The sequence below is a fragment of the Streptomyces himastatinicus ATCC 53653 genome, assembly GCF_000158915.1.
GTDB classification, from domain to species: domain Bacteria; phylum Actinomycetota; class Actinomycetes; order Streptomycetales; family Streptomycetaceae; genus Streptomyces; species Streptomyces himastatinicus.
In genome coordinates this window covers 10183348-10203029 of record NZ_GG657754.1, presented here as the reverse complement: position 1 = coordinate 10203029, position 19682 = coordinate 10183348, and the positions used below count along the sequence as shown (strand labels likewise).

The 19682-nt window shown below is 72.4% G+C and carries 11 protein-coding genes; 6 read left to right on the top strand and 5 right to left on the bottom strand.

Features of this window, described 5'->3' with window-relative positions:
* Positions 1 to 247 precede the first annotated feature (247 nt).
* A complete protein-coding gene (locus SSOG_RS42880) occupies positions 248 to 1120 on the top strand; it encodes a poly(ethylene terephthalate) hydrolase family protein (protein ID WP_245606693.1) in 873 nt (290 codons plus the stop codon).
* A gap of 199 nt (positions 1121 to 1319) precedes the next feature.
* Positions 1320 to 1625 (top strand): PepSY domain-containing protein, encoded by a 306-nt coding sequence (locus tag SSOG_RS42875; RefSeq protein ID WP_009720581.1) that lies wholly within the window; start codon positions 1320 to 1322, stop codon positions 1623 to 1625.
* Here the strand turns inward: SSOG_RS42875 and SSOG_RS58785 are convergent.
* The 5 genes from SSOG_RS58785 to SSOG_RS42855 all read right to left on the bottom strand — a co-directional run bounded on the left by SSOG_RS58785 (position 1535) and on the right by SSOG_RS42855 (position 6941).
* Positions 1535 to 2047, bottom strand: coding sequence for a hypothetical protein (locus SSOG_RS58785; RefSeq protein ID WP_425385481.1), 513 nt, complete (start codon positions 2045 to 2047; stop codon positions 1535 to 1537). The two genes, SSOG_RS42875 and SSOG_RS58785, sit on opposite strands and share 91 nt — an antisense overlap.
* 101 nt (positions 2048 to 2148) lie before the next feature.
* Complete coding sequence (vioC, locus tag SSOG_RS42870; RefSeq protein ID WP_039940114.1) at positions 2149 to 3186, bottom strand: arginine beta-hydroxylase, Fe(II)/alpha-ketoglutarate-dependent; 1038 nt, start codon at positions 3184 to 3186, stop codon at positions 2149 to 2151.
* Complete coding sequence (locus SSOG_RS42865; protein ID WP_167542550.1) at positions 3183 to 3941, bottom strand: thioesterase II family protein; 759 nt, start codon at positions 3939 to 3941, stop codon at positions 3183 to 3185. Before SSOG_RS42865 ends, vioC begins: the two co-directional genes overlap by 4 nt.
* On the bottom strand, positions 3938 to 5539 hold the full coding sequence (locus SSOG_RS42860; protein WP_039940113.1) for an MBL fold metallo-hydrolase: 1602 nt from the start codon (positions 5537 to 5539) through the stop codon (positions 3938 to 3940). Before SSOG_RS42860 ends, SSOG_RS42865 begins: the two co-directional genes overlap by 4 nt.
* A 64-nt stretch (positions 5540 to 5603) precedes the next feature.
* Positions 5604 to 6941 carry an MFS transporter gene (locus tag SSOG_RS42855; RefSeq protein WP_078510540.1) on the bottom strand — a complete coding sequence of 446 codons (1338 nt, stop codon included), beginning with the start codon at positions 6939 to 6941 and terminating at the stop codon, positions 5604 to 5606.
* A gap of 818 nt (positions 6942 to 7759) precedes the next feature.
* Here SSOG_RS42855 and SSOG_RS42850 point away from each other — a divergent pair.
* The 4 genes from SSOG_RS42850 to SSOG_RS42840 all read left to right on the top strand — a co-directional run bounded on the left by SSOG_RS42850 (position 7760) and on the right by SSOG_RS42840 (position 19662).
* A complete protein-coding gene (locus SSOG_RS42850) occupies positions 7760 to 13435 on the top strand; it encodes a non-ribosomal peptide synthetase (RefSeq protein WP_039940110.1) in 5676 nt (1891 codons plus the stop codon).
* A complete protein-coding gene (locus tag SSOG_RS58125) occupies positions 13432 to 15258 on the top strand; it encodes an AMP-binding protein (RefSeq protein ID WP_009720576.1) in 1827 nt (608 codons plus the stop codon). The genes SSOG_RS42850 and SSOG_RS58125 overlap by 4 nt, the downstream gene beginning before the upstream one ends.
* Before the next feature lie 64 nt (positions 15259 to 15322).
* Entirely contained in the window at positions 15323 to 15961 is a 639-nt protein-coding gene (locus SSOG_RS49920) for a phosphopantetheine-binding protein (protein WP_342634398.1), read from the top strand.
* Positions 15958 to 19662 (top strand): non-ribosomal peptide synthetase, encoded by a 3705-nt coding sequence (locus SSOG_RS42840; protein WP_009720574.1) that lies wholly within the window; start codon positions 15958 to 15960, stop codon positions 19660 to 19662. The genes SSOG_RS49920 and SSOG_RS42840 overlap by 4 nt, the downstream gene beginning before the upstream one ends.
* Positions 19663 to 19682 lie beyond the last annotated feature (20 nt).

Below are 19682 nucleotides of genomic sequence, written 5' to 3'. Positions count from 1 at the left end.
GCGCCGGGCAGGGTTGAGCGACCAGTTCGTCCGCGGGCTCCTCGCCGGGGCGGTCAAGCAGAGCCCGAGCCGGGCGCTCCAGACTCCGCCCTGTGCGCACCTTCCATGTCTCCGTAGCGCAATCTACGCTGCGGTCGCGCTGCGCTTCCGGCAGCGCGCACCCGCGCCGCATCCTGGAGGTCCATCGATGCGTCCAACCCGTCGTTCGTCCGGCAGGACTTCGCCGTTACGGTCCCGGGCCGTGGCCATGCTGATCGCGCTGGCGGCCACCCTCGTCTCCACGCTGTTGACCGTCTCCGTCACACCGACCGCAGCCGCCGAGCGGCAGCCCCTCGCACGGATCCCGAATCCGACCACCGCTTCGCTCGAGGCCACGAACGGGCCGCTGGCCACTGCCACCTACGCCGTTCCCAACCCGAGCGGCTACGGGTCCGGCACGATCACCTACCCGACGGCCGGTGGCTCGTACCCGGGCGTCGTGCTGATGCCGGGCTATCAAGGCACCCAGCAGAACCTTCAGTGGCTCGCGCCCCGCCTCGCTTCCTGGGGCTTCGTCGTCCTCAACGTCGGCACCCACACGCTGACCGACGACCCCGCCTCGCGCGGCCGCCAGATCAGCGCCGCCGGTACCCAACTGCTCTCGTTCAGTTCCGCCTCCGGCAACCCGATCCACGGGAAGGTGAACGGCACGCTCGGTGCGGCCGGTCACTCGATGGGCGGTGGCGGGGTGATGGCGGCCCTACGGGACGACTCCCGCTTCAAGGCGGGCGTGCCCCTGGCTCCGTACAACCCGAACCAGAACTTCTCCGGAGTCACCGACCCCACCTTCTTCATGACCTGTCAGAGCGACCCCGTCGCCCACGGCAATACCTACGCTCTGCCCTGGTACAACTCCATGTCCCAGGCCGAGAAGCTCTACATCGAGGTTCCCGGCGACCATCTCTGCCCCATGACCGGCTACGGCAACAAGGCCAAGCAGGGCAAGTGGATCGTGTCGTTCTTCAGCCGCTGGTTGTACGGCGACACCCGCTTCAGCCCGTTCCTGTGCGGTGCCGCGCGGGAGGCGGACAAGAACAATGCCTCCCTGGTCACGCGCTGGCAGGACACCTGTCCGCTCTGAGTGGGTCTGCGCAGGGCTCCTGCGGTCCCCCGCGGGAGCCCTCCTCACGAGCCCATTCGGCCCCGTGAACCTGAAGAGGGCTTCAGGACTTCAGGCTGCGTTCAGGTTCCGTTCGGCAACGTAGTGGTTGTCGGAAGGGCGCGACAGGGCCCGACCGGCGGAAGCACAACACGCCACACGAACCGGAGGAACCGCCCCCATGAAGGCCAACGTCAAGCGCACGCTCGCCCCCCGCGCCGTCGTCCTCGCCGCGGCCGCCGCCGTCGCCGTGATCGGCGGGACGGGCGCGGCCAGCGCCTTCGCGGACGACGACGGCGGCCCGGCGCCGCGTTCCTCGGTCCAGCTCACCCAGAACGAGCGTCACCTGGACGACACCGCCCAGGACCGCACCGAGGTCAAGGCCGACAAGGTCACCTACGACCAGGCCACCGCCGCCGCCCTGAAGGCCGTGCCCGGCACCGCGACCTCCGCCGAGCTGGACACGCCGACCGCAACGGCTCCCTGATCTGGGAGGTCGACGTTTTTGGGCAAGGACCACAAGAGCCACGACATCACCGTGGACGCCCCCCAAACGCCAAGGTCCTGGGCCAGCACGTCGACCACGACGACAACGACAGCGACGACAACGACTGACCAGCCCGCGCCTGACACCTCATGAGCCCGAAGGGGGCCCGCCCCCGCCACTGTCCGGCGGGCGCGGCCCCTTCGCCCGTTCCGGATCAAGCGCCCATCTTGTGGATATCCCACAACCCAGCACACATCTGATGTGTCCGGGTCGTCGATCGGCGGGGCAAGGGCTGTAGCGGTCCGGTCCGCGTACGTGGTGACGCGGGTCGTCCCGGTCTCGGGATCGGCGAGCGCGTCCAGCGACGAGGTGCTGTACCCATTGCTGGCCACCAGCCCGTCGAGGGCCTCGTCCTCGCTCAGGTTCAGGTGCTCGGCCAGCTCGGTCGTCGTCGGCGACCGGTCCAGCCGCTGGAACAGCTCCGAGAGGCTCGGAGTTCGTACGACGGCTCCTCGTACGGCGGCTATCCGATCAGCCGCGATCCCGTGGTCCGTCGCAGGCTGCGCGACCTCCGCAGATCGTGGGTGACGTTGATCCGCTTGAGCCAGCGGTCGAAGCCGTCGTAGCGCGCGACGAACGAGCTTCTCCCGTGAACCACGCGGTGGTTGTTCAGGAAGGCGAATTCGCCCGCTTCGAGCCCGACCGGGTGCAGGTTCCTGCTGAGCAGATCATGCGCGGCGGCGAACGCCCGGGCTGCCTCCTCGTCCCCCTCGACGGCCGCCATGTGGGACGCGTCGAAGCGGAGCAGCGGTGCGGTCCGCGATCCGAACAGGACCGACACGGGCCTGCGTTCGTTGATGATCTTCTCGATGCTCTCGAAGTGGAGCCGGTCGGCCTCGCTGCGAACGGTGTTGTTCCTGGGGAGGTGCGAGCTGTCCGGAATGATGGTGAAGCGCTCCTCGAAGAGGATGGCGACGTCGTCCCGGTCCAGCTCCGTGAAGTCCGCCTCCGCCACGATGACGGGGACCCGGCCCGGGTTCCGCAGCGAGGCGAGGATGATGTAGTCGGCACGGTAGGGGTGGAAGGCGTCCTCGGTGTGCAGGGTGAGCGCCTTCTTGCTGCCGGTGCCCAGGAGCTGGTGCTCGTACTCCTTGATGGGGAACACGTCGTTGACCAGGTGGCCGTCCTGCTGCGTGGCCCAGCCGAACGGCTCCCCGAGGAGAGCGGCGTAGAGCAGGAGCAGGATCTCCTCGGGGAACTCGCCGTGCGGCCGGGTGTCGTCCTTCCAGTGCACCGGAGTGGGTCCGATGCGGTCCTCGTCCACCGTGTGCCCGGCGATCGTGCAGAACCCGTTCAGCTGGTCCAGCGAGAACGCGCGCAGGAACCGTTGGACGCGCGGTGGGAGCCCGGAGGCCAGGAGCGGCAGTTCCTGAAGGAGCGCGGCATCGTCCGCGGCCGTAAACCGCCGCGAGACGTCCAGCGCCAGCGCGGCGGTCTCCTCCGCTTCCCCGGCGGTCAGCCGGAGCCCCGTCCGGGAGGCGGTATCCGTGGTCGTGGTCATTTCTCCTCCTCCATACAAGTCACCAGTCGGCGCAGCCCATCGGTGACTTCCTGCGAGTTCGCCAGGTGGTAGAGGTGGCCCCCGTCGAAGGTGCGCACCGTCGTGCCGGCGGCCGAGTAGCCGCCCCACTCCTGGATGTGCTGCCGGGTCACCCCCGTGTCGTCCCTGCCGCGCCAGGCGCTGAGGGGACAGGGGAGGAGTTCGCCCGCAGTGTGGACGTAGGTGTCGCAGATGGCCAGGTCGCCCCGCAGCGGCCGGACGACGAGCCGCACCAGCCGGTCGTCCCGCGCGACGTACTCGGGCACGACACCGCGCCGGATCAGCTCGGCCACGAGCTGCCCGTCGCTGAGTTCCGCCGACCCGGCGTCCTCGCCCTGCCGGTGCGGCGCACGGCAGGCCGACGCGACGAACCGCGCTGGCCACTGCCCGTGCCGGGATCCGAGCGTGCGGGCGAGCTCGTACCCGAGCAGCGCCCCCATGCTGTGGCCGAACACGACGTACGGCAGGTCGAGGCGGGCGGACAGCGCGGGGGCCAGCTGCCCGACGACCTCCTCCGCGTCCGTCGCCGGAGGCTGCCGCCAGCGGTTCTCACGCCCGGGAAGCTGCACCGCGAGTACGGCGACCTCCGGCCCCATCAGCTCCTGCCACTTCCGGAACTGATGGGCGCCCGAGCCCGCGTGCGGCAGACAGACGAGAAGCACCTTGGCCGTCTTCGGTGGCGCCCATTCGACGAACCAGGAATCGCCTGCGGTCACCGGCCCTGCCATACCCGCTCGGCCTGGCGGTAGAGGAGTTCCGAGCCGACCCCGCGCCCGGCGCACCGCTCCTTCAACAGGGCGCTCTGCTTCACCTGTTCGGAGTCCGGGTCGAAGTCCGAACCGGTCAGGTGCTTCAGCCACGGCTCCAGGCCCATGGCGTACGCGTACACATGGCCGGCGCCCACCTGCTGGGCCAGGCCGTCCGCCAGCGCCGCGTCGGAACCCTTCAGCCGTCGGCTCTGGTTGTGCTCGCGCGACAGCTTCTCCTCCATGAGGGGGCCGTACAACCAGCTGAGCGGTGCTCCGACGCATTCGAGGCCGACGAAGAGCGCGTCCACCTGTCCGACCACGTCGCTCACCAGGTCGTACAGCTTCGGCTCGATCGGGGTGATGTCGGTCGCGAACATGAACGACCGGCCCAGCGCCCGCACCAGCGGCACCATCTTGGTCCGGATGTCGAGGTCGGCGTGCTCACCGATGAACGGCAGCGCCACGATGTCCATGCGGTCGGCGACGTGGACCGTCTCCAGCTCGCCCGCCTCCCGGACCCGGTCGAAGCCCAGCGCCTCCAGCATCGTTTTCAGGCTGGGGTCCTGAAGCGACCCGCCCGAGGCACGCGGGACCACGATCGTCCCCACCCTGGTCCGTAACTGGAGCAAGGTCTCGAGCGAGAAGTGGTCGGAGTGGAAGTGGCTGATGACCACGGCGTCGATGTGGGGCGGCAGATCGGCCATCGTGAAGTGCTCGTGGCCGTCGTCGGTGTAGCCGATGAGCGGGTCGAGCAGGACCGAGCCGTCGGAGGTCTCGATCAGCACGGTGGCGTGACCGAAGTAGCGCGTGCGCACGGTGCCGGGTTCGGCCCCGGCGTACGGCGCGGGCGCGTCGTCGGTGAAGAGGGCCGGGAAGCGGTCACGGTCAGCCGCGTCCAGGCCCAGCCGCTCCGCCAGAGCCCGCACATCCGTGGCGTTCAGCCGGGCGGCGAACAGCGCGTCCCAGTCGGCGGAGGAGAAGGGCACGGTGACGGTGAGCCGGTCCGCCCGGGGCAGCACCGGGCTCCCGTAGACGAAGGGCTGCTGCCGGGTGGGCACCGGGCCGAGGGAGACGCTCTGGCTGTGCGGCTCGACCGCGGGTGTGCGGTACAGCAGCGGCTCGAAGAACCGGAACGAGGGGCGATGGGCGGTGTCGTAGACCAGCTCGACGCAGCCGCGCAGCGACGCGGGAACGTCCGGGTACAGCGGTTCCAGCGAGCCGCCCGTCGCCTTCTCCCGGAGCAGGCGCCGGAGCTGGTCGATGTCGTCGGCCAGCGTCAGCCGGGCTTCTCCCGCGGACAGCGTCCGGTTCAGCAGCGCCTCCACCTCAGCGTCGGAGGCCCCCTGCGGGTCGAGGAAGGGGCCGCCGTAGCGCGCCGGGTCGGCCAGGGCCTTGGCATGCAGATGCGCGCCCTGGAGGTAGCTCCGCAGGATCGGCAGCAACCGGTCCCGCAGATTGAGCGCGCCGGTGTGCGGTGCGATCAGATAGGGCCACGCGTACCAGCGGTGCAGCAGAGGCTGCGCCGCCACGGAGGAGTGCAGATAGCGCTTCTGGTTGACGCTCATGGCGTGCCCTTCTGTCTCGGTCTGGCGGCTGTGCGCCGTTGTGGTGGTGCGGCGCTCACGGCGTTCACGCCCGCGAGGTCGGCGCGGCGTCGTCCTGTGCGGCACCGGCCTGTGCCGCGTCGCTCTGTGCGGCAGCGTCCTGTGCGGCATCGTCCTTCGCCGGGGGCTTCGTTCCGGGTTCGTCGTCGTCCGTGGTGGCCTCGCGGTCTTGCCGGCCGGCGACGCGAAGTGCGGGTACGCAGGCCGCGGTGACGGCCATCAGACCGGTGCCGGCGATGATCAGCACGGTCCGCGGGGACAGGACCGAGGCCAGATAGCCGCCGGCCGCGTAAGCGAGTGCGCTGCCGGCGAAGGCGGCGGACGAGACGGCCCCGCCGACCCTGCCGAGCATGGCGGCCGGGACGCTCTTCTGGAGCAGCGTCTCCTCGCCGACCATGGCGAGGCTGTTGCCCATACCCGCCACCCCTTGCGCGGCGACGGCGACAGCCAGGACCGGCGAGAGACCGGTCGCCGCGAGCCCGGCTCCGGTGATGATCCAGCCGCCGGCCATGATCGTCGCGGGCGAGAACGTCGTCGCCGAGCGGGTGAGCCACAGGGACGCGGCGACCATGGCGACGCCCGAGGCGGTACCGAGCAGCCCGAAACCGAGCGGCCCGGCGTCCAGGACGTCACTGGCCAGCAGGACGAGGGCCACATTGTCCAGCGATCCGAACAGGACGCCGAAGAGCAGCAGCAGCACGATCACCCGGGCCGCCCGGTGGCGCCAGGTGAACACCAGGCCGGCGCCGATGTCCGCGAGGAAGTTCCCGCGCTTGCCCGTGGCGTCCCGTACGGGCTCCAGCCGGGGCAGGCGCAGCAGGAAGAAGGCGCCGACGAAGAAGGTCAGCGCGTTGACCAGCAGCGCGCCCCGGGGCTCGAAGGCGGCGGTGAGGGCACCGCCGATCACCGGGCCGACGGCCGCCTGGAGGTTGAACGCGGTGCCCATCCACGCGTTCGCCGACATGAGTTGGGGCTCCTCGACCAGCCGGGGCATGACGGTGCGGCCGGCCGCGACGAAGACGGTGGCCAGACAGGAGGAGAGGGCCACCAGCGGCACCAGCGCCGCGGTGGTGGACGGCACGGCGGCGATGGCGACGAAGACGGCTCCCTGGCCGAGTTCGGCCACCAGCAGGATGCGCCGCACCTCGAACCGGTCCGGCAAGGCGCCCGCGACCGGGCCGAAGAAGCGGGGCACCGACTGAGCGAGGAGGACGGCGGCGACTCCAGCGGCTCCCGCGTCACTGTTCCCGGCCAACAGCAGCAGGGCGACCATGGCCACGCCGTCCCCGATGAGGGAGATCGACCGGGCCGTCCAGTAGCGCCTGAAGTCCGGATTCACACGGAAGAGCTGGAGTGAATTCATGCAGTTCACCGTTCGCAGAATGAGGGATTCCGATTTGCCCACTCGACCGGTCGGGCGGCAGGAGCAAATCTACCCGCAAGCTCCGTCGATCACGACAGCCTGAGGGCTTTTCTCACCCCGACCCTCACTCCGACCCTCATCCCGGTCCTCAGCCCGACAAATCCACAGCTTGTCAGAAAACACCCGGACGGGGACACACGCGTAACCCGACAAAAGGATCGCCGATGTCAAGATCAAGTAATAGAAGACGCGATCCGCGACCGGACCGGCCGACTTCCCGCTCATCCGCCAGGACCGTACGGCACCCCGTCCCGGCAGCGGCAACCAGGGAGAAAACCAGCCGTGATTGCCTCCCGAGCACTTAACGGACTTCCGCATTCCATTAGTACGCATGACCACGGGCTATCGCCTGGTCAGACCAATTGCGCGCCCGGCTGAAAGGAACCTCATCACTGGCCGAAAAGGCGCTCTACACCCTGATCAAAAACCCGACTATCGGTTGTTGACACACGCTCTTCCGCCATGCAATCTGATGTCGCCGAGGAAATATTCCCGGTAGCCCGATTCATCGACCGAAGGAGATCTCATGGCTGAGAAGACCGCTCCGAAGCCCGTGAAGAAGGCCCCGATCAGCGGCAAGGTGAAGCGCTACGGCTCGTACGACAAGCTGCAGGGCTGAGCTCGGGCCTGGGGCGAATTTCTTCTACCCCAGGCCACTTTTTTTCAGATCCACTGCCTGGGTCGGGCAGCTGAATCTTTCGGCGGAACCACCATTGCTGTTGCCAGTGCCTCGGTGCCGAATTTCCAAGGAGCCACTGTTGTCGAAGCACCGGCCCGATGGGGATCACGCCGCCACCCGGGCCCACTGGCTCACGGCCCTGCGCGGCATGACCCGGGATCAGCTCCTGCCACCGGGCGGGGCCACGGTGCCCGCACCAGCTCCGGAACGGGTCCCGCCACCGGTCGCCGCGGCGCTGCGCCGCATCGGAGGTGACGACCCGGTCGGCCTCCACCTGCTGCTGCTCGCGGCCACCCGACTCGCCATGGCCTCCTTCGGCGCCGGCGAGGACCTGGCGGTGGTGTGCCCCGTGCCGAGCTCGTCCGGGCCCGGCGAACTGATTCTCCGTACCCGGCTGGAGCCGGAGACACGGGTGAGCGACTTTCTGGGCCGGCTGCACAGCGACTTGGTGGCAGCGGCGGGCTTCCCGCTGCGTGACCGGGCGGCGCTCGTCACTCGGCTCGACGCGGTCGGCCATGCCGAGAGCTCCGCGGTCCGCCAGCTCGCCGTCAGCTGGCAGGGCGCCCACCCCTCCCCCGGCCCCGCGTGCCCCGCCGACGTCTCGGTGCGCGGCCGGTCCGAGGCCGGAGGCGGTCTGGAGGTACGGGTCACCGGGCCGGACGGCCGGGTGCCCGCATCCGTGGCGGCGCTGGCCCGCTGCACCGTGGCGGCTCTCGCCGCGATCGTGGCCGACCCCCACCAGCGGGCCGGCGGACTGGATGCACTCGGCCCGGACCAGCGTGCGGAGTTGGAGCGCTGGAGCGGACTGCCGCTGCTCGACGCGTTCGCCCCGCGCACGCTCGTCGACCTCGTGGACGCCTCAGCCGTACGGCACCCGGAACGCGTGGCGGTGGTGGACGAAGGGACGCGCTGGACCCACGGCGACCTCATGCGCCGGTCGCGGCACGCGGCCGCATTCCTCGCCGAGGAGCACGGTGTCGGCCGGGGCGACCGGATCGCGCTGCTCCTGCCGCGCGGCGCGGAACTGGTCCTCGCCGTGCTGGCCGTGCTGCGCGCGGGCGCCGCGTACGTCCCCATCGACCCGAAGCACCCGGAAGAACGTATCCGCAGGCTCCTGCGGCGCAGCGGTGCCAGAATCGTCATCGGCGCCGCCCCGGCGGACCAGGGCCTGCCGACCGTGACGGCCCATGAGCTGCGTACCGTGTCGCGGAACCCGGCGCCGGAGGGCCCCCGGCCCGACCCCGTACGGCCGGACCCCGTACGGCCGGGGGACGAAGCCGTGGTGTTCTTCACCTCCGGCTCCACCGGACTGCCGCGCCCGATCGCCCTGCGGCACGACCAGATCCGCCACAAGGCCGTCAGCTCGGCCGCCCTGGTCGGCATCGACGAGGACACCCGGTGTGCCCTGCTCTCCGCGATCTCCTCGGACGCCACCACGTACCAGATCTTCGTCACCCTCGGTGCCGGGGGCACGCTGGTGGCCGTCGGGGCGCCCGACGAGCTGGACCCGGTCACGTTCTGGGAGCGCATCCGCTCGCGGCGCGTCACGATGGTGAACTGCGTGCCCAGCCTGCTGTCGGCGATGCTCGATGTCCTCCCGGAGAACGCCGGGCTGCCGCTGCGGCATGTGTTCCTCGGCGGCGACACCGTCCCGCGCGGGCTGCTGCCGCGTACCCGTGGGCGGTTGCGCGTGGACACGTTCGCCAACCTCTACGGGCCGAGCGAAGCCACCATCGAATGCACGACGTTCCTGTCCGGCGGGGACCGGGCCGCCGCACTGGACGCGGTGCCGATCGGCCGCCCGTCCCCGGGGTTCGGCGTGCTGGTCCTCACGCCGTGGAACACGATGGCGCCCGTCGGGGTCCCCGGCGAGATGTATGTGGCCGGCCCCGGAGTGGCCGACGGCTACCTGGACGAACCCGAGGCCACCGCGGCGCGGTTCGTGCGGTGCCCGCTGCCCGGCGTCGGACGGGTCTTCCGCACCGGTGACCTCGCCCGCTGGAACAGCGACGGAACGCTGGACTTCCTGGGCCGCGCCGACGACCAGATCCAGGTGCACGGCAACCGGGTGGAGCCCGGCGAGGTCGAACAGGCGCTGGTGGAGGTGGACGGGGTCCGCGAGGCCGTCGTACTCGCCCGCCCCGGCCCGCGGGGAGACCTCACCCTGGCCGCCTGGTACACGGCCGAGTCGGCCGTCGCCCCCGAGGCCGTACGCGCGCATATGGCGGCCGTGCTCCCGCCGCACATGGTGCCCCGGGCGTACCGGCAGACGGCACGGCTTCCCAGGACCCCGCACGGCAAGATCGACCGGGCCGCGCTGCTCGCCGCCCCCGAGCCGGAGGCGGCCGCCTCGTGGGTACCGACGGACGAGGCTTCCCACGCCGTGACCGCAGCCTGGGAGAAGGTGTTCGGCCGTCCGCCGCGCTCCGCCGGCGAGGACTTCTTCGAGATCGGCGGCCACAGCCTGACCGCCGCCCAGCTGGTCGGCGCGCTGTGCGCCGGCTCCCCCGCGCACGAGCTGGCGGTGCGCCAGGTCTTCGCCGCGCGCACCCCGGGCGCGCTCACCACGGCGCTGCGGCAGAGCCTGGAGCGCGACCGCGACGAGCCGACGGACGAACTGACGGACCAACCGGTTGACGAACCGGCCGGGCCACGGGAACGGTGGCGCGCCGCGACCAACGCCCAGCGGCGCATGTGGCTGCTGGAATCGCTCGACGAGGGCGAGGTCCGCACCTACAACATGGTGGAGACCTACGCGCTGAACCGCCCCCTGGAGCAGGACGCGCTGGAGGCCGCCGTCCAGTACCTGGTCGCCCGGCACGAGGCGCTGCGCACGGTCTTCGTGCTGCCCGAGGGCGACGGCGAGAGCGACGGTGAACTGCGGCAGGTGGTGCTGGAGCCCTCCGAGCTGCTCGTGCGGCCGTTCGTCGAGTCCGTCGAGCCCCATGCCTACGACGCCACGCTGCTCCGCTGCCGTGCCGACGAGGCCCGGTGGAGGTTCGACCTGGCCTCCGGACCCCTGTTCCGGATGCGCTATCTGTCCTGCGCGGGCCGCCCGCCCGTACTGCTGTTCAACATCCATCACGCCGTGAACGACGGGTGGTCGTACACCGTCCTGGTGCGGGACCTGATGACGGCCGCCGCGGCGTTCGAGCGCGGGGAGAAGCCCCGGCTGCCCCGGTCCACCGGCTATCTCGCCCACTCCCGCGCACTGGAGCGGCGGCTGACCGGCGCCCCGGGCGAGAAGCACGCGCGCTTCTGGCGCGACGCCCTCGCCGGACTCCCCCCGACGGCGGCGCTGCCCGTGGACCACCCGCCCGGCAGGCACCGCGGCAACGCGGGCGGGCTCGCGCGGATCGGCCTCGGCGAGCGGCTGACCGGTGACGTCCGGGCGCTGTCCGTACGGAGCGGCGCCACCGCGTTCATGGTGTACGTGGCGGCGGTACGGGTCCTGCTGCACCGCCTCGGGGGAGCCGCCGACCTGCCGCTGGGCACGGTCGTGGCCGGACGCGGTGCTGCCGGGACCGCCGACGAGGTGGGCCTCTTCGTCAACACCGTCGTGCTGCGCACCCCCTTGGCCCCGGACGGCTCCTTCGCCGATCTGCTGGAGGCGGTGCGCCGTACCGCGCTCGATGTGCAGGAGCACGAGGAGTACCCCTTCGACCGGGTGGTGGACGACCTCGGCATCCGCCGCGAGCACGGCCGCAACCCGCTCTTCGACGTCCTGGTCGAGACCGTCCTGTCCGGGACGATCTCGGCCGACGCGGGCGGCACCGGGCTGACGGCCCGGCATCTGCGGGCGGCCCCCGAAGTCTGCGACTTCGACCTCACCTTCGGCTTCCTGATACCGGAGGGAGACTCCGGCGATCCGGCCGAGGTCTGGGTCGGCTACCGGGACGACCTGTTCACGGCACGCAGCGCGGCCCGGTTCGGCGAGCAGCTGCGCGAGCTGCTCCAGGAGCTGGTGCGGGACCCGCACGCCCCGCTCGCGCAGGCCGCCACGGCGGCCCGCCCGATTCCGGCTCCGGCGCCCCCGTCCGTCGTACCGGAACACCTCCCCCGGCCCGCGGGCGACATCGCGCCGACCGGGGACACACCCCTGCTCGGCCCGGTCGCCGAGCTCTGGTCGGAGGTGTTCGGACACCCGGTGACCGACCCGGACGCCGGCCTGTTCGAGCTCGGGGGACACAGCCTCACCGCGGCCCGGATCGTGGCGATGGCCCGGTCGGTCTTCGGGGTCGAGGTGCCGTTGCGCGCCGCCTTCGAGCACCAGACGGTACGTGAGTTCGCCGCGTTCGTCGCACGTCAGCCCGCGATCGACGGCCACGGCGAACCGCGCGCGGCGGCGGCCCGTCCGAAGGACGCGGTCCCGGCCATGCGGAGCCCCGCGACGAGCGCCCAGCGGCGGATCTGGCTCGCCACCCGTTCGGGACCGCCCACGGCGTTCAACGTCTCGGCGGCGCTTCTGCTGCCGTACGTCCTCGAACCCGGGCCGCTGGGCGAGGCAGTCCGCGCGGTGATCGAGCGGCATGAGTCGCTGCGCACGCGGTTCCGCCATGCGGACGGCGAGCTGTTCCAGGAGGTCGTACCGGCCGGATCCGTTCCCCTTCCGCTGGTGTCCGTGGAACTGCCCGCGGACACCGGCCCGGACGACCCGGCGGTGGCCACGGTCGCCATGGACGCCCGCGAGGTCGTGTTCGACCCCGAGCACGGCCCGCTGTTCCAGATCCGGCACCTGCGGGGCGTACGCGGCGGGGACGTCCTCGTGGTCACCGCCCACCACTTGATCTGGGACGGGGCGAGCCTGGACGTCTTCGCCCGCGACCTGCTGGAAGCCTGCGCACAGACCGGTACGGGACCGCCCCGGCTGCCGACGGCGTCGGCGGGCCTGCGCGAGTGGGCCGCGGCGGAGGACGCGTGGCTGGACTCCGTCTCCGCCGAGCCGTCCCTCGCCTACTGGCGTGCGCGGCTGGCCCCACCGCTGCCGCTGCTCGACCTGTCCGGCACGCCCGACCGCCCGGCGAAGCGCTCGCCGGTTGCCGGTGTCGTCCGGCGGCGGCTGGACCCCGAGGTGAGCGCCGCCGTGCGGTCGTGCGCCGCGGCCTGCGACGCCAGCACCTTCATGGCCGTGGTGGCCGCCTTCACCGCCGTGCTGCGGCGGAGTTCCGGGGCGCGGGACCTGCTGCTGGGCTTCCCGATCAGCCCGGTGGAACGGCCGACGGTCGTCGGATGCTTCGTCGACGAGCTGCCGCTGCGTCTGGAGCCGGCCCCGGACCTGACCCGGCGCGGCCTGCTCTCCCAGGTCCGGGACCGGGCCCCTGGAGGCGTACGAACACGGGCGAGTGCCGTTGGACCGCCTGGTCCGGGAGCTGCGACCGCCACGGCACCCGGGACGGCAGCTCTTCTTCGACGCCGGGGTGAGCTGGGAGGGAACGCGGCCGGGACCGGGCGGCGACGCGGACGGCCGGGCGTTCCGCACCCGCGAGTACCCCCCGCTCACCCCGCCGGTCACCGCGGACCTGCGCCTGTTCGCCCGGGAGGAGGACGGCCGGCTGCTGCTGGAACTCTCCTACGACCCGGCGCTCTTCGGCCAGGACCGGGCCGGAGCGCTCGCCGACGAGGTGGCCGCCGAACTGGTCGCCCTGCACACCACGCCCGAGCGGCCGCTGTCGCAGCCTCCGGCCCCGGCCGGGGGCACGCCCGAGCCGCGCGCGGCCACCGACACCACCACCACCTGGGGGACCACCAGCTATGAGTTCTGAGACAGCCGCGGCCCCGGACACCTCCCCGGTTCCACGCGCGGGCGGGCTGCGGCCGCGGCTGACCGGAACACCGGTGCTGGGCCGGGTCGTGGCCGAAGCCGCGTTGTCGCCGTCCGCCCGCGGGGGCCTGGAACGGATCAGCGGCGGCCGGGCTCCGGAGGAGCTCGTGGTGCTCGCCGCGGCGCTGTCGCTGGTGGCGGCCGGTGCCGACGCCGGCGAACAGGCCGTGCTGCACGTGCAGCGGCCGGACGGCGGAGTGGCCTGCCCGGTGGACGTGACCGCGGCGGCGACGCCCGCCGATCTGGTGCTGGCGGTGGACGGCCTGGTCAAGGCGGGTGCGCCACAACCCCACGGGGCCGAGGTTCTCGTCGCGTCGGCGGCCGTGGCCGAACCGGAGATCCTGGCGCCGCTCACGGTGACGCTGCTCGCGAAGGACGCGGACGGCGGTCGCGCGCTGCGGGTGGACATGGACCGGAGCCGCTACGAGCGGTGGTTCGCCGAGGTCCTGGTGCGGGTCCTCGATCACGCGCTGAGCGCGTTCGAGCGGCCCCGGGATCCCCTGGCGGACTGGGATCCCATGCCGAACCGGGCCCCGATACCGGAGGGCGGCGACTGGGCCGGGGACGTGGCCGCCTGGGAGACCGGCGACGACCCGGCGCCTGAGTCGGGGACGCTGCTCTCCGGCGTCGAGGCCCACGCGGCGGCTCACTCGGACGACATCGCCGTGGTCGACGTCGGCGGAGCCGAGCTGACCTACGGCCAACTGCTGGCCGCCGCCACGAGGGTCGCGCGGCAGCTGCGCCTGAGCGGCGTACGAGACGGCAGCCCGGTGGTCGTGATCGGCCCGAAGTCCTGGCGCACCCTGGCCGTCGTCCTGGGCACGCTGCGGGCGGGAGCGGCGTACGTACCGCTCGACCCGGGCGCGCCGGGAGCGCGGCTGGACGCCATGCTGCGGGATCTGGCCCCGGCCGCCGTGGTGCTCGATCCCGGCGTGACGCTGCCGCCCGGCGCCACGCCGCCGGACTGTCCCGTGCTGTCCTTGGCCGCCGTGGCGGGGGACGTGGGCGACGCCGCGGTGGATGTGGACGTACCGCCGCCCGGCCCGGAGGACACCGCCTATGTGATCTACACATCGGGCAGTACCGGACGGCCCAAGGGCGTGGTGGTCCGGCACGGTGCCGTTCACCCGTTCCTGCGATGGCGGCGCCGCTACCAGGGGCTGGGCCGCGACACCCGGATGCTGCTGGTGCCGTCGTTGTTCTTCGACAGCTCGGTGGCCGACGTCTTCGCCGTTCTCGCCTCCGGCGGACGGCTGGTGCTGCTGGAGGAGCGCCACCGGCTGGACGTACAGAAGGTGTGCGCGCTGGTGGCCGGGCAAGGCGTCACACACGCCACCTTCGTGCCCAGCCTGTACCAGCTCGTCCTGGACGGGCTCGCCGCACACCGCGACACGCTGCGCACCGTCGTGGTGGCCGGGGAGGCGGTGCCGCCGGAACTCGTCGCCCGCCACCTGCGGCTGATGCCCGGCGTCCGGCTCGTGAACGAGTACGGGCCGACCGAGAACTCGGTCGGTTCGACGGCGCTGGACCACGGCTCGGAACCGCCGTTCGGCCACCCGATCTTTTTTCCCGGTAGCCGGGACCGTCGTCCAGGTGCTGGACTCGCGGGGCCGCCGGGTTCCACCGGGATTCGCCGGGGAGATCTGTCTGTCCGGGCCCCGACTGGCCGACGGTTACTGGCGGAGTCCGGCGGCCACCGCCAAGGCGTTCCGGGCCGCCCCGCGGCAGCCGGGCGGGCGCCGCTATCACACCGGTGACCGGGGCTGGTGGCGCCCGGACGGCGTTCTGGAGTTCCTCGGCCGCGCTGACGCGCAGGTCAAGGTGCGCGGCAACCGGATCGAGATCGGTGATGTGGAGGCCGCCCTCGCGGCCCTGCCCGGGGTGGAGGCGGTGGCCGTGGTCCCGGTCGGGAACGGCGTCGTCACCGAAGCCCTGGTGGCCTATGTGAGCGGACCGGCGGCCGAGGATGTGCACGCCGTGCGCGAGCGGGTCCGTGACACGCTCCCGGCCCCGATGGTCCCCGCGACGATCGTCGGCCTGGCTGCCATGCCGCTGACAGTGAACGGCAAGGCGGACCGCGGGGAGCTGGGCGTCCGGGCAGCGGCGGACCTGCGCTGCGGTCCCTTCCTGCCGGTGCCGGGCGCGGCACCGGCGGACCCGGCGGAGGCCCCCGGCACGGGCACCGGCACCGACGGGTCCAGGCCGGATCTGCCGGATCTGCCGGATCTGCTGGATCTGGTGGACGACGTACGTGCGGTCTTCGCGGGCGTGCTCAACGTCGACTCGGTCGGGACGGACGAGGACTTCTTCGCGGCGGGCGGCGACAGTCTGCTCGCGCTGGGCCTGGTGATGGAACTGGCGGAGCGGCTCGATGTGTACGTGGAAGTGGACGATTTCTTCGCCACCCCCACGCCGGCCGGCGTCTGCAAGATGGTCCGGACGTCCCGGGAGGGGGCATGATCCACGATTCGGCGGTATCCCTCGATCCGGCGGTATCCCTCGATCCGGCGGTGGCCCTCGCGGCCGCGGGAGTGGTCCTGGGCCACCTCGACGGGGAGAGCCTGCCGTCCCTGACCGTATGGCAGGCGGCGAAGCCCCGGTCCGTCACGCTCCGGACGGCTCCCGGCGACGACGGGCGGGCGCTGCTGGAGGCGGCGCGGTCCGCGCTGGCCGAAGCCACCGACGCCACCGCGCACGACCCCACCCGGGTGCTCGACCTGGACGGTGACTTCGTGGCGGGCCCGCGTACCGAGGCGGTCATCAGCTGGCCTTCCGGGGCCGCTCACCCCACCGTCACCCTCGGCGTGGGCACGGGCGCGGGCACGGGCACGGGCGCGGGCACGGGACGGCGCGACTCGCTCACCGCGGACCGGATCGTCTCGATGCTGACGGCCGTGGCCGGCTTCCTGGCCGACCCGCGGAGCACGGCCACCCCGCTGTCACGCCTGCCGCTGCTGACCCCGGACGAGCGGAAGTGGTCGGTGAAGGACCTGAACCGCACCGAAACCGCCCTGCCCACGACATCGGTGGCCCGGGTGCTGGCCGGGCTGGCCGTCGACCGGCCGGAGCTGCCGGCCGTCGTCACCACCGGCCGCACCCTCGACCGCGGTGAACTCCAGTCCCTGGCGGCAGCCCTCGCCGCGGACCTGCGCCGCAGCGGTGTGGGCCCCGGCGACCCGGTCCATCTGTGCCTGCCGCGCGGCGCGGAGTTGGTGGTCGCCTGGGTGGCCGTCCTCGGCATGGGCGCGGTCTGCGTACCGGTGGACCCCGGTTATCCGCCGGACCGGATCCGCCGTATCGCCGCAGACGTGCCCACCCTGGTGTCGGTGCCGTCCACCACGCACCTGGTCCCGCACACCACGAACGTGACCGTGGACCTGGACGACCTCGCGGCGCGCCCGTCCCCGGGGGACGGCGAATGGCCGGTGGAGCGGTCGCCGTCGTCCGTCGCCTACGTGATGCACACCTCCGGCTCGACCGGAACGCCCAAGGGCGCCGTGATCCTCGAACAGGGCCTGCGCAACCTGCTGTCCACCACCGCGCGGCAGTTCGGGCTGGGTGAGGGGAGGCGCTGCCTGCAACTGGCGAGCCCCGGGTTCGACGTCTGCGTCTGGGAGATCTTCGCGGCGCTGTACGCCGGGGCCGCGGTCGTCCCCTTCGAAGAGGCCGAGATCTCACCGGGAGCGCTCGCCGAGTACGTCGCACGCCACGAGGCCGACACCGTCTTCGCGCTCTCCTCGCTGCTGTCCCATCTCGACCCGAACAGGTTCCCCGGGGTGCGCACCGTCGTCACCGGCGGCGAGCTGTTCAGCCAGGACCTGGTGGACCGCTGGCAGCCCGGCCGTGACCTCATCTACGTCTACGGACCCACCGAGGCCACCGTCTTCCAGTCCTGGCACCGCTGCGCCGCGGGCGCCGCCGAGCCACCGCCCACCGTGGGCCGTCCCATGGACAACCTGCGTTACTACGTCCTCGACCCGTGGGGCGGGCACACCGTCCCCGGCGCGATCGGAGAGCTGTTCATCGGGGGCGCGGGGCCGGGGGCGGGCTATGCGGGGCTGCCGGAGGCGACCGCCGAGAAGTTCGTCGTCATGCCGTCCGTGGACCCCGGCCGCCTCTACCGCACGGGCGATCTGGTCAGCTTCCGACCGGACGGGAACCTCGACTTCCGGGGCCGGGCCGACAACCAGGTGAAGGTGCGCGGCTTCCGGATCGAACTGGGCGAGATCGAGACCGTCCTGACCTCGCTGCCGGGCATCGACTCGGCCGTGGCCGTGGTGCACGAGGCGCCCACCGAACGGCTGCTGGTCGCCTACGTGGTGGGAAGCGCCGCCACCCCCGCACCGGACCCGGCGCGGCTGCGGGAACGGCTCGCCGAGGAGCTGCCCTCCTACATGGTCCCCACCGCTGTGGTGGCGCTCACGGACGTCCCCTACACCCCCAACGGCAAGGTGGACCGAGGGCTGCTCGCCGCCCGGGAACTGCCCCGCGCCCAGGTGCGGGCCGAGCCCGGCACGGTCGGCGGCCCCGTGCTCGACGCGACGCGCGCGGCGTTCGCCGCCGTCCTGTCCGCACCGGCCGTCGGCGCCGACGACGACTTCTTCGTACTCGGCGGCCACAGCCTGGCCGCCGCCGAACTGGCTGCCGCGCTCGCGCAACGTCTCGGCGCGCGGATCCGAGCCATCGACGTCTTCGAGTGCCCGACCCCCTCGGCACTGGCCGGCCGCGCCCTCGAACGAGGCATCGCCGAACATCCCGAGGACGAGTTCCCGGCCGGATCCGACCCGGACACCGGAGAGTTCGGGCTGCTCCCCGTCCAGGAGTGGCAATGGCTGCTCCACCAGACCCGGCCGGAGGGCGACGCGGCGTACAACGTCCCCGCGCTCTTCGACTGCGGGGGCGCGCTCGACCCGCTCGCCCTCGGCACCGCGCTGGCCGGGCTACGGCAGCGCCATGCGCTCCTGCGAGCCGTGCTGACCGGGAAGAACGGCAGGCCGTACGTCCGGCTGGACGGGCCGCAGCTGCTGCCCGAGACGGTCGACCTGTCCCGCGCGGTGGACCCCGAGGCCACCTTGACGGCGGCGGTGCGCGAGCGCGCCCACCGCCCCTTCGACCTGGAGAACGGGCCCCTGCTGCGGGTCACCCTCTTCGTGCTCCCGGACGGGCGGCACCGGCTGCTGACCGTCGCCCACCACATCGTGTGCGACGGGCCCGGCCTGGAGATCCTCGCCCGTGACCTGTGTGCCCTCCATGACGAGGCAGCCCGGCAGGAACCCGGCAAGCTGCCCGGACTCGTCCGCGACGCGTCGCGGACGGCTGCCGCACAGGCCGCGCTGCTCGAATCCGGGGCGCTCGACCACCAGCTGGAGTACTGGCGGGCCCTGCTGGTCCCCCACCCCGAGCCGCTCCCGCTCCCCGTCGACCTCCCGCGGACCGGCCGGGCCGGACGGCACTGCGACGTGGTCCGTGCGGAACTGGACGAGGCCACGACCGAAGCCCTGCGCGCTCTCGCCCGCGAGGTGCGCAGCGGTCTGCTCACCCCCGTCGCGGCGGCCGTGGCCATGACGCTGAACCGGGCCACATCGAGCACCGATCTGTGCCTGGGGACCCCGGTGAACCTCCGCGGTGAACTGGCCCTCACCGACCAGCTGACCTGCTGCGTCAACTCGGTGGCGCTGCGGCTGCCGCTGCACGGCGGCAGTTGCGCCGGCCTGCTCGGCCTGGTCGCCGAGCGGGTCCACGAGGCGATCGATCACGCGCGTTACCCGTTCGACCACCTGGTCCGGCAACTCGCCCCGCCCGTCGCTCCGTCGCGCAATCCGCTCTTCGACGTCTGGGTCACGTGCTATCCGCGGATCTCGGCAGGCAGCGGTCCCGGGCTGACCCTGACCGGCGGCCCCGTCCCGTTGGACACCGGGATGTTCGAGCTGTCCTTCCAGGGGTGCGAACGCCCCGACGGGCTGAGCCTGCTCCTCCAGTACGACCGCGACCTCTATCTGCCGGACACCGCCCAGCTGTTGCTGGATCAGGTGGTCCTCGCACTGACCGCCATCGCCGAGACCCCCTCGGCGCCCTGGACCGACCTCGACCTCCACCCCGACCAGGACTCCACCTCCCCGCCGCGGCCGGACTTCGGGGGGTTCCGTTTCGAGGCGAACTGATGCCGCGCCAACAGCACTTC

Excerpts from the sequence above, each read along its gene's own strand:
- SSOG_RS42880 (WP_245606693.1), top strand. The coding sequence starts at position 248 with ATGCTGATCGCGCTGGCGGCCACCCTCGTCTCCACGCTGTTGACCGTC.
- SSOG_RS42875 (WP_009720581.1), top strand. The coding sequence starts at position 1,320 with ATGAAGGCCAACGTCAAGCGCACGCTCGCCCCCCGCGCCGTCGTCCTC.
- vioC (WP_039940114.1), bottom strand. The coding sequence starts at position 3,186 with ATGACCACGACCACGGATACCGCCTCCCGGACGGGGCTCCGGCTGACC.
- SSOG_RS42860 (WP_039940113.1), bottom strand. The coding sequence starts at position 5,539 with ATGAGCGTCAACCAGAAGCGCTATCTGCACTCCTCCGTGGCGGCGCAG.
- SSOG_RS42855 (WP_078510540.1), bottom strand. The coding sequence starts at position 6,941 with ATGAATTCACTCCAGCTCTTCCGTGTGAATCCGGACTTCAGGCGCTAC.
- SSOG_RS58125 (WP_009720576.1), top strand. The coding sequence starts at position 13,432 with ATGAGTTCTGAGACAGCCGCGGCCCCGGACACCTCCCCGGTTCCACGC.
- SSOG_RS42840 (WP_009720574.1), top strand. The coding sequence starts at position 15,958 with ATGATCCACGATTCGGCGGTATCCCTCGATCCGGCGGTATCCCTCGAT.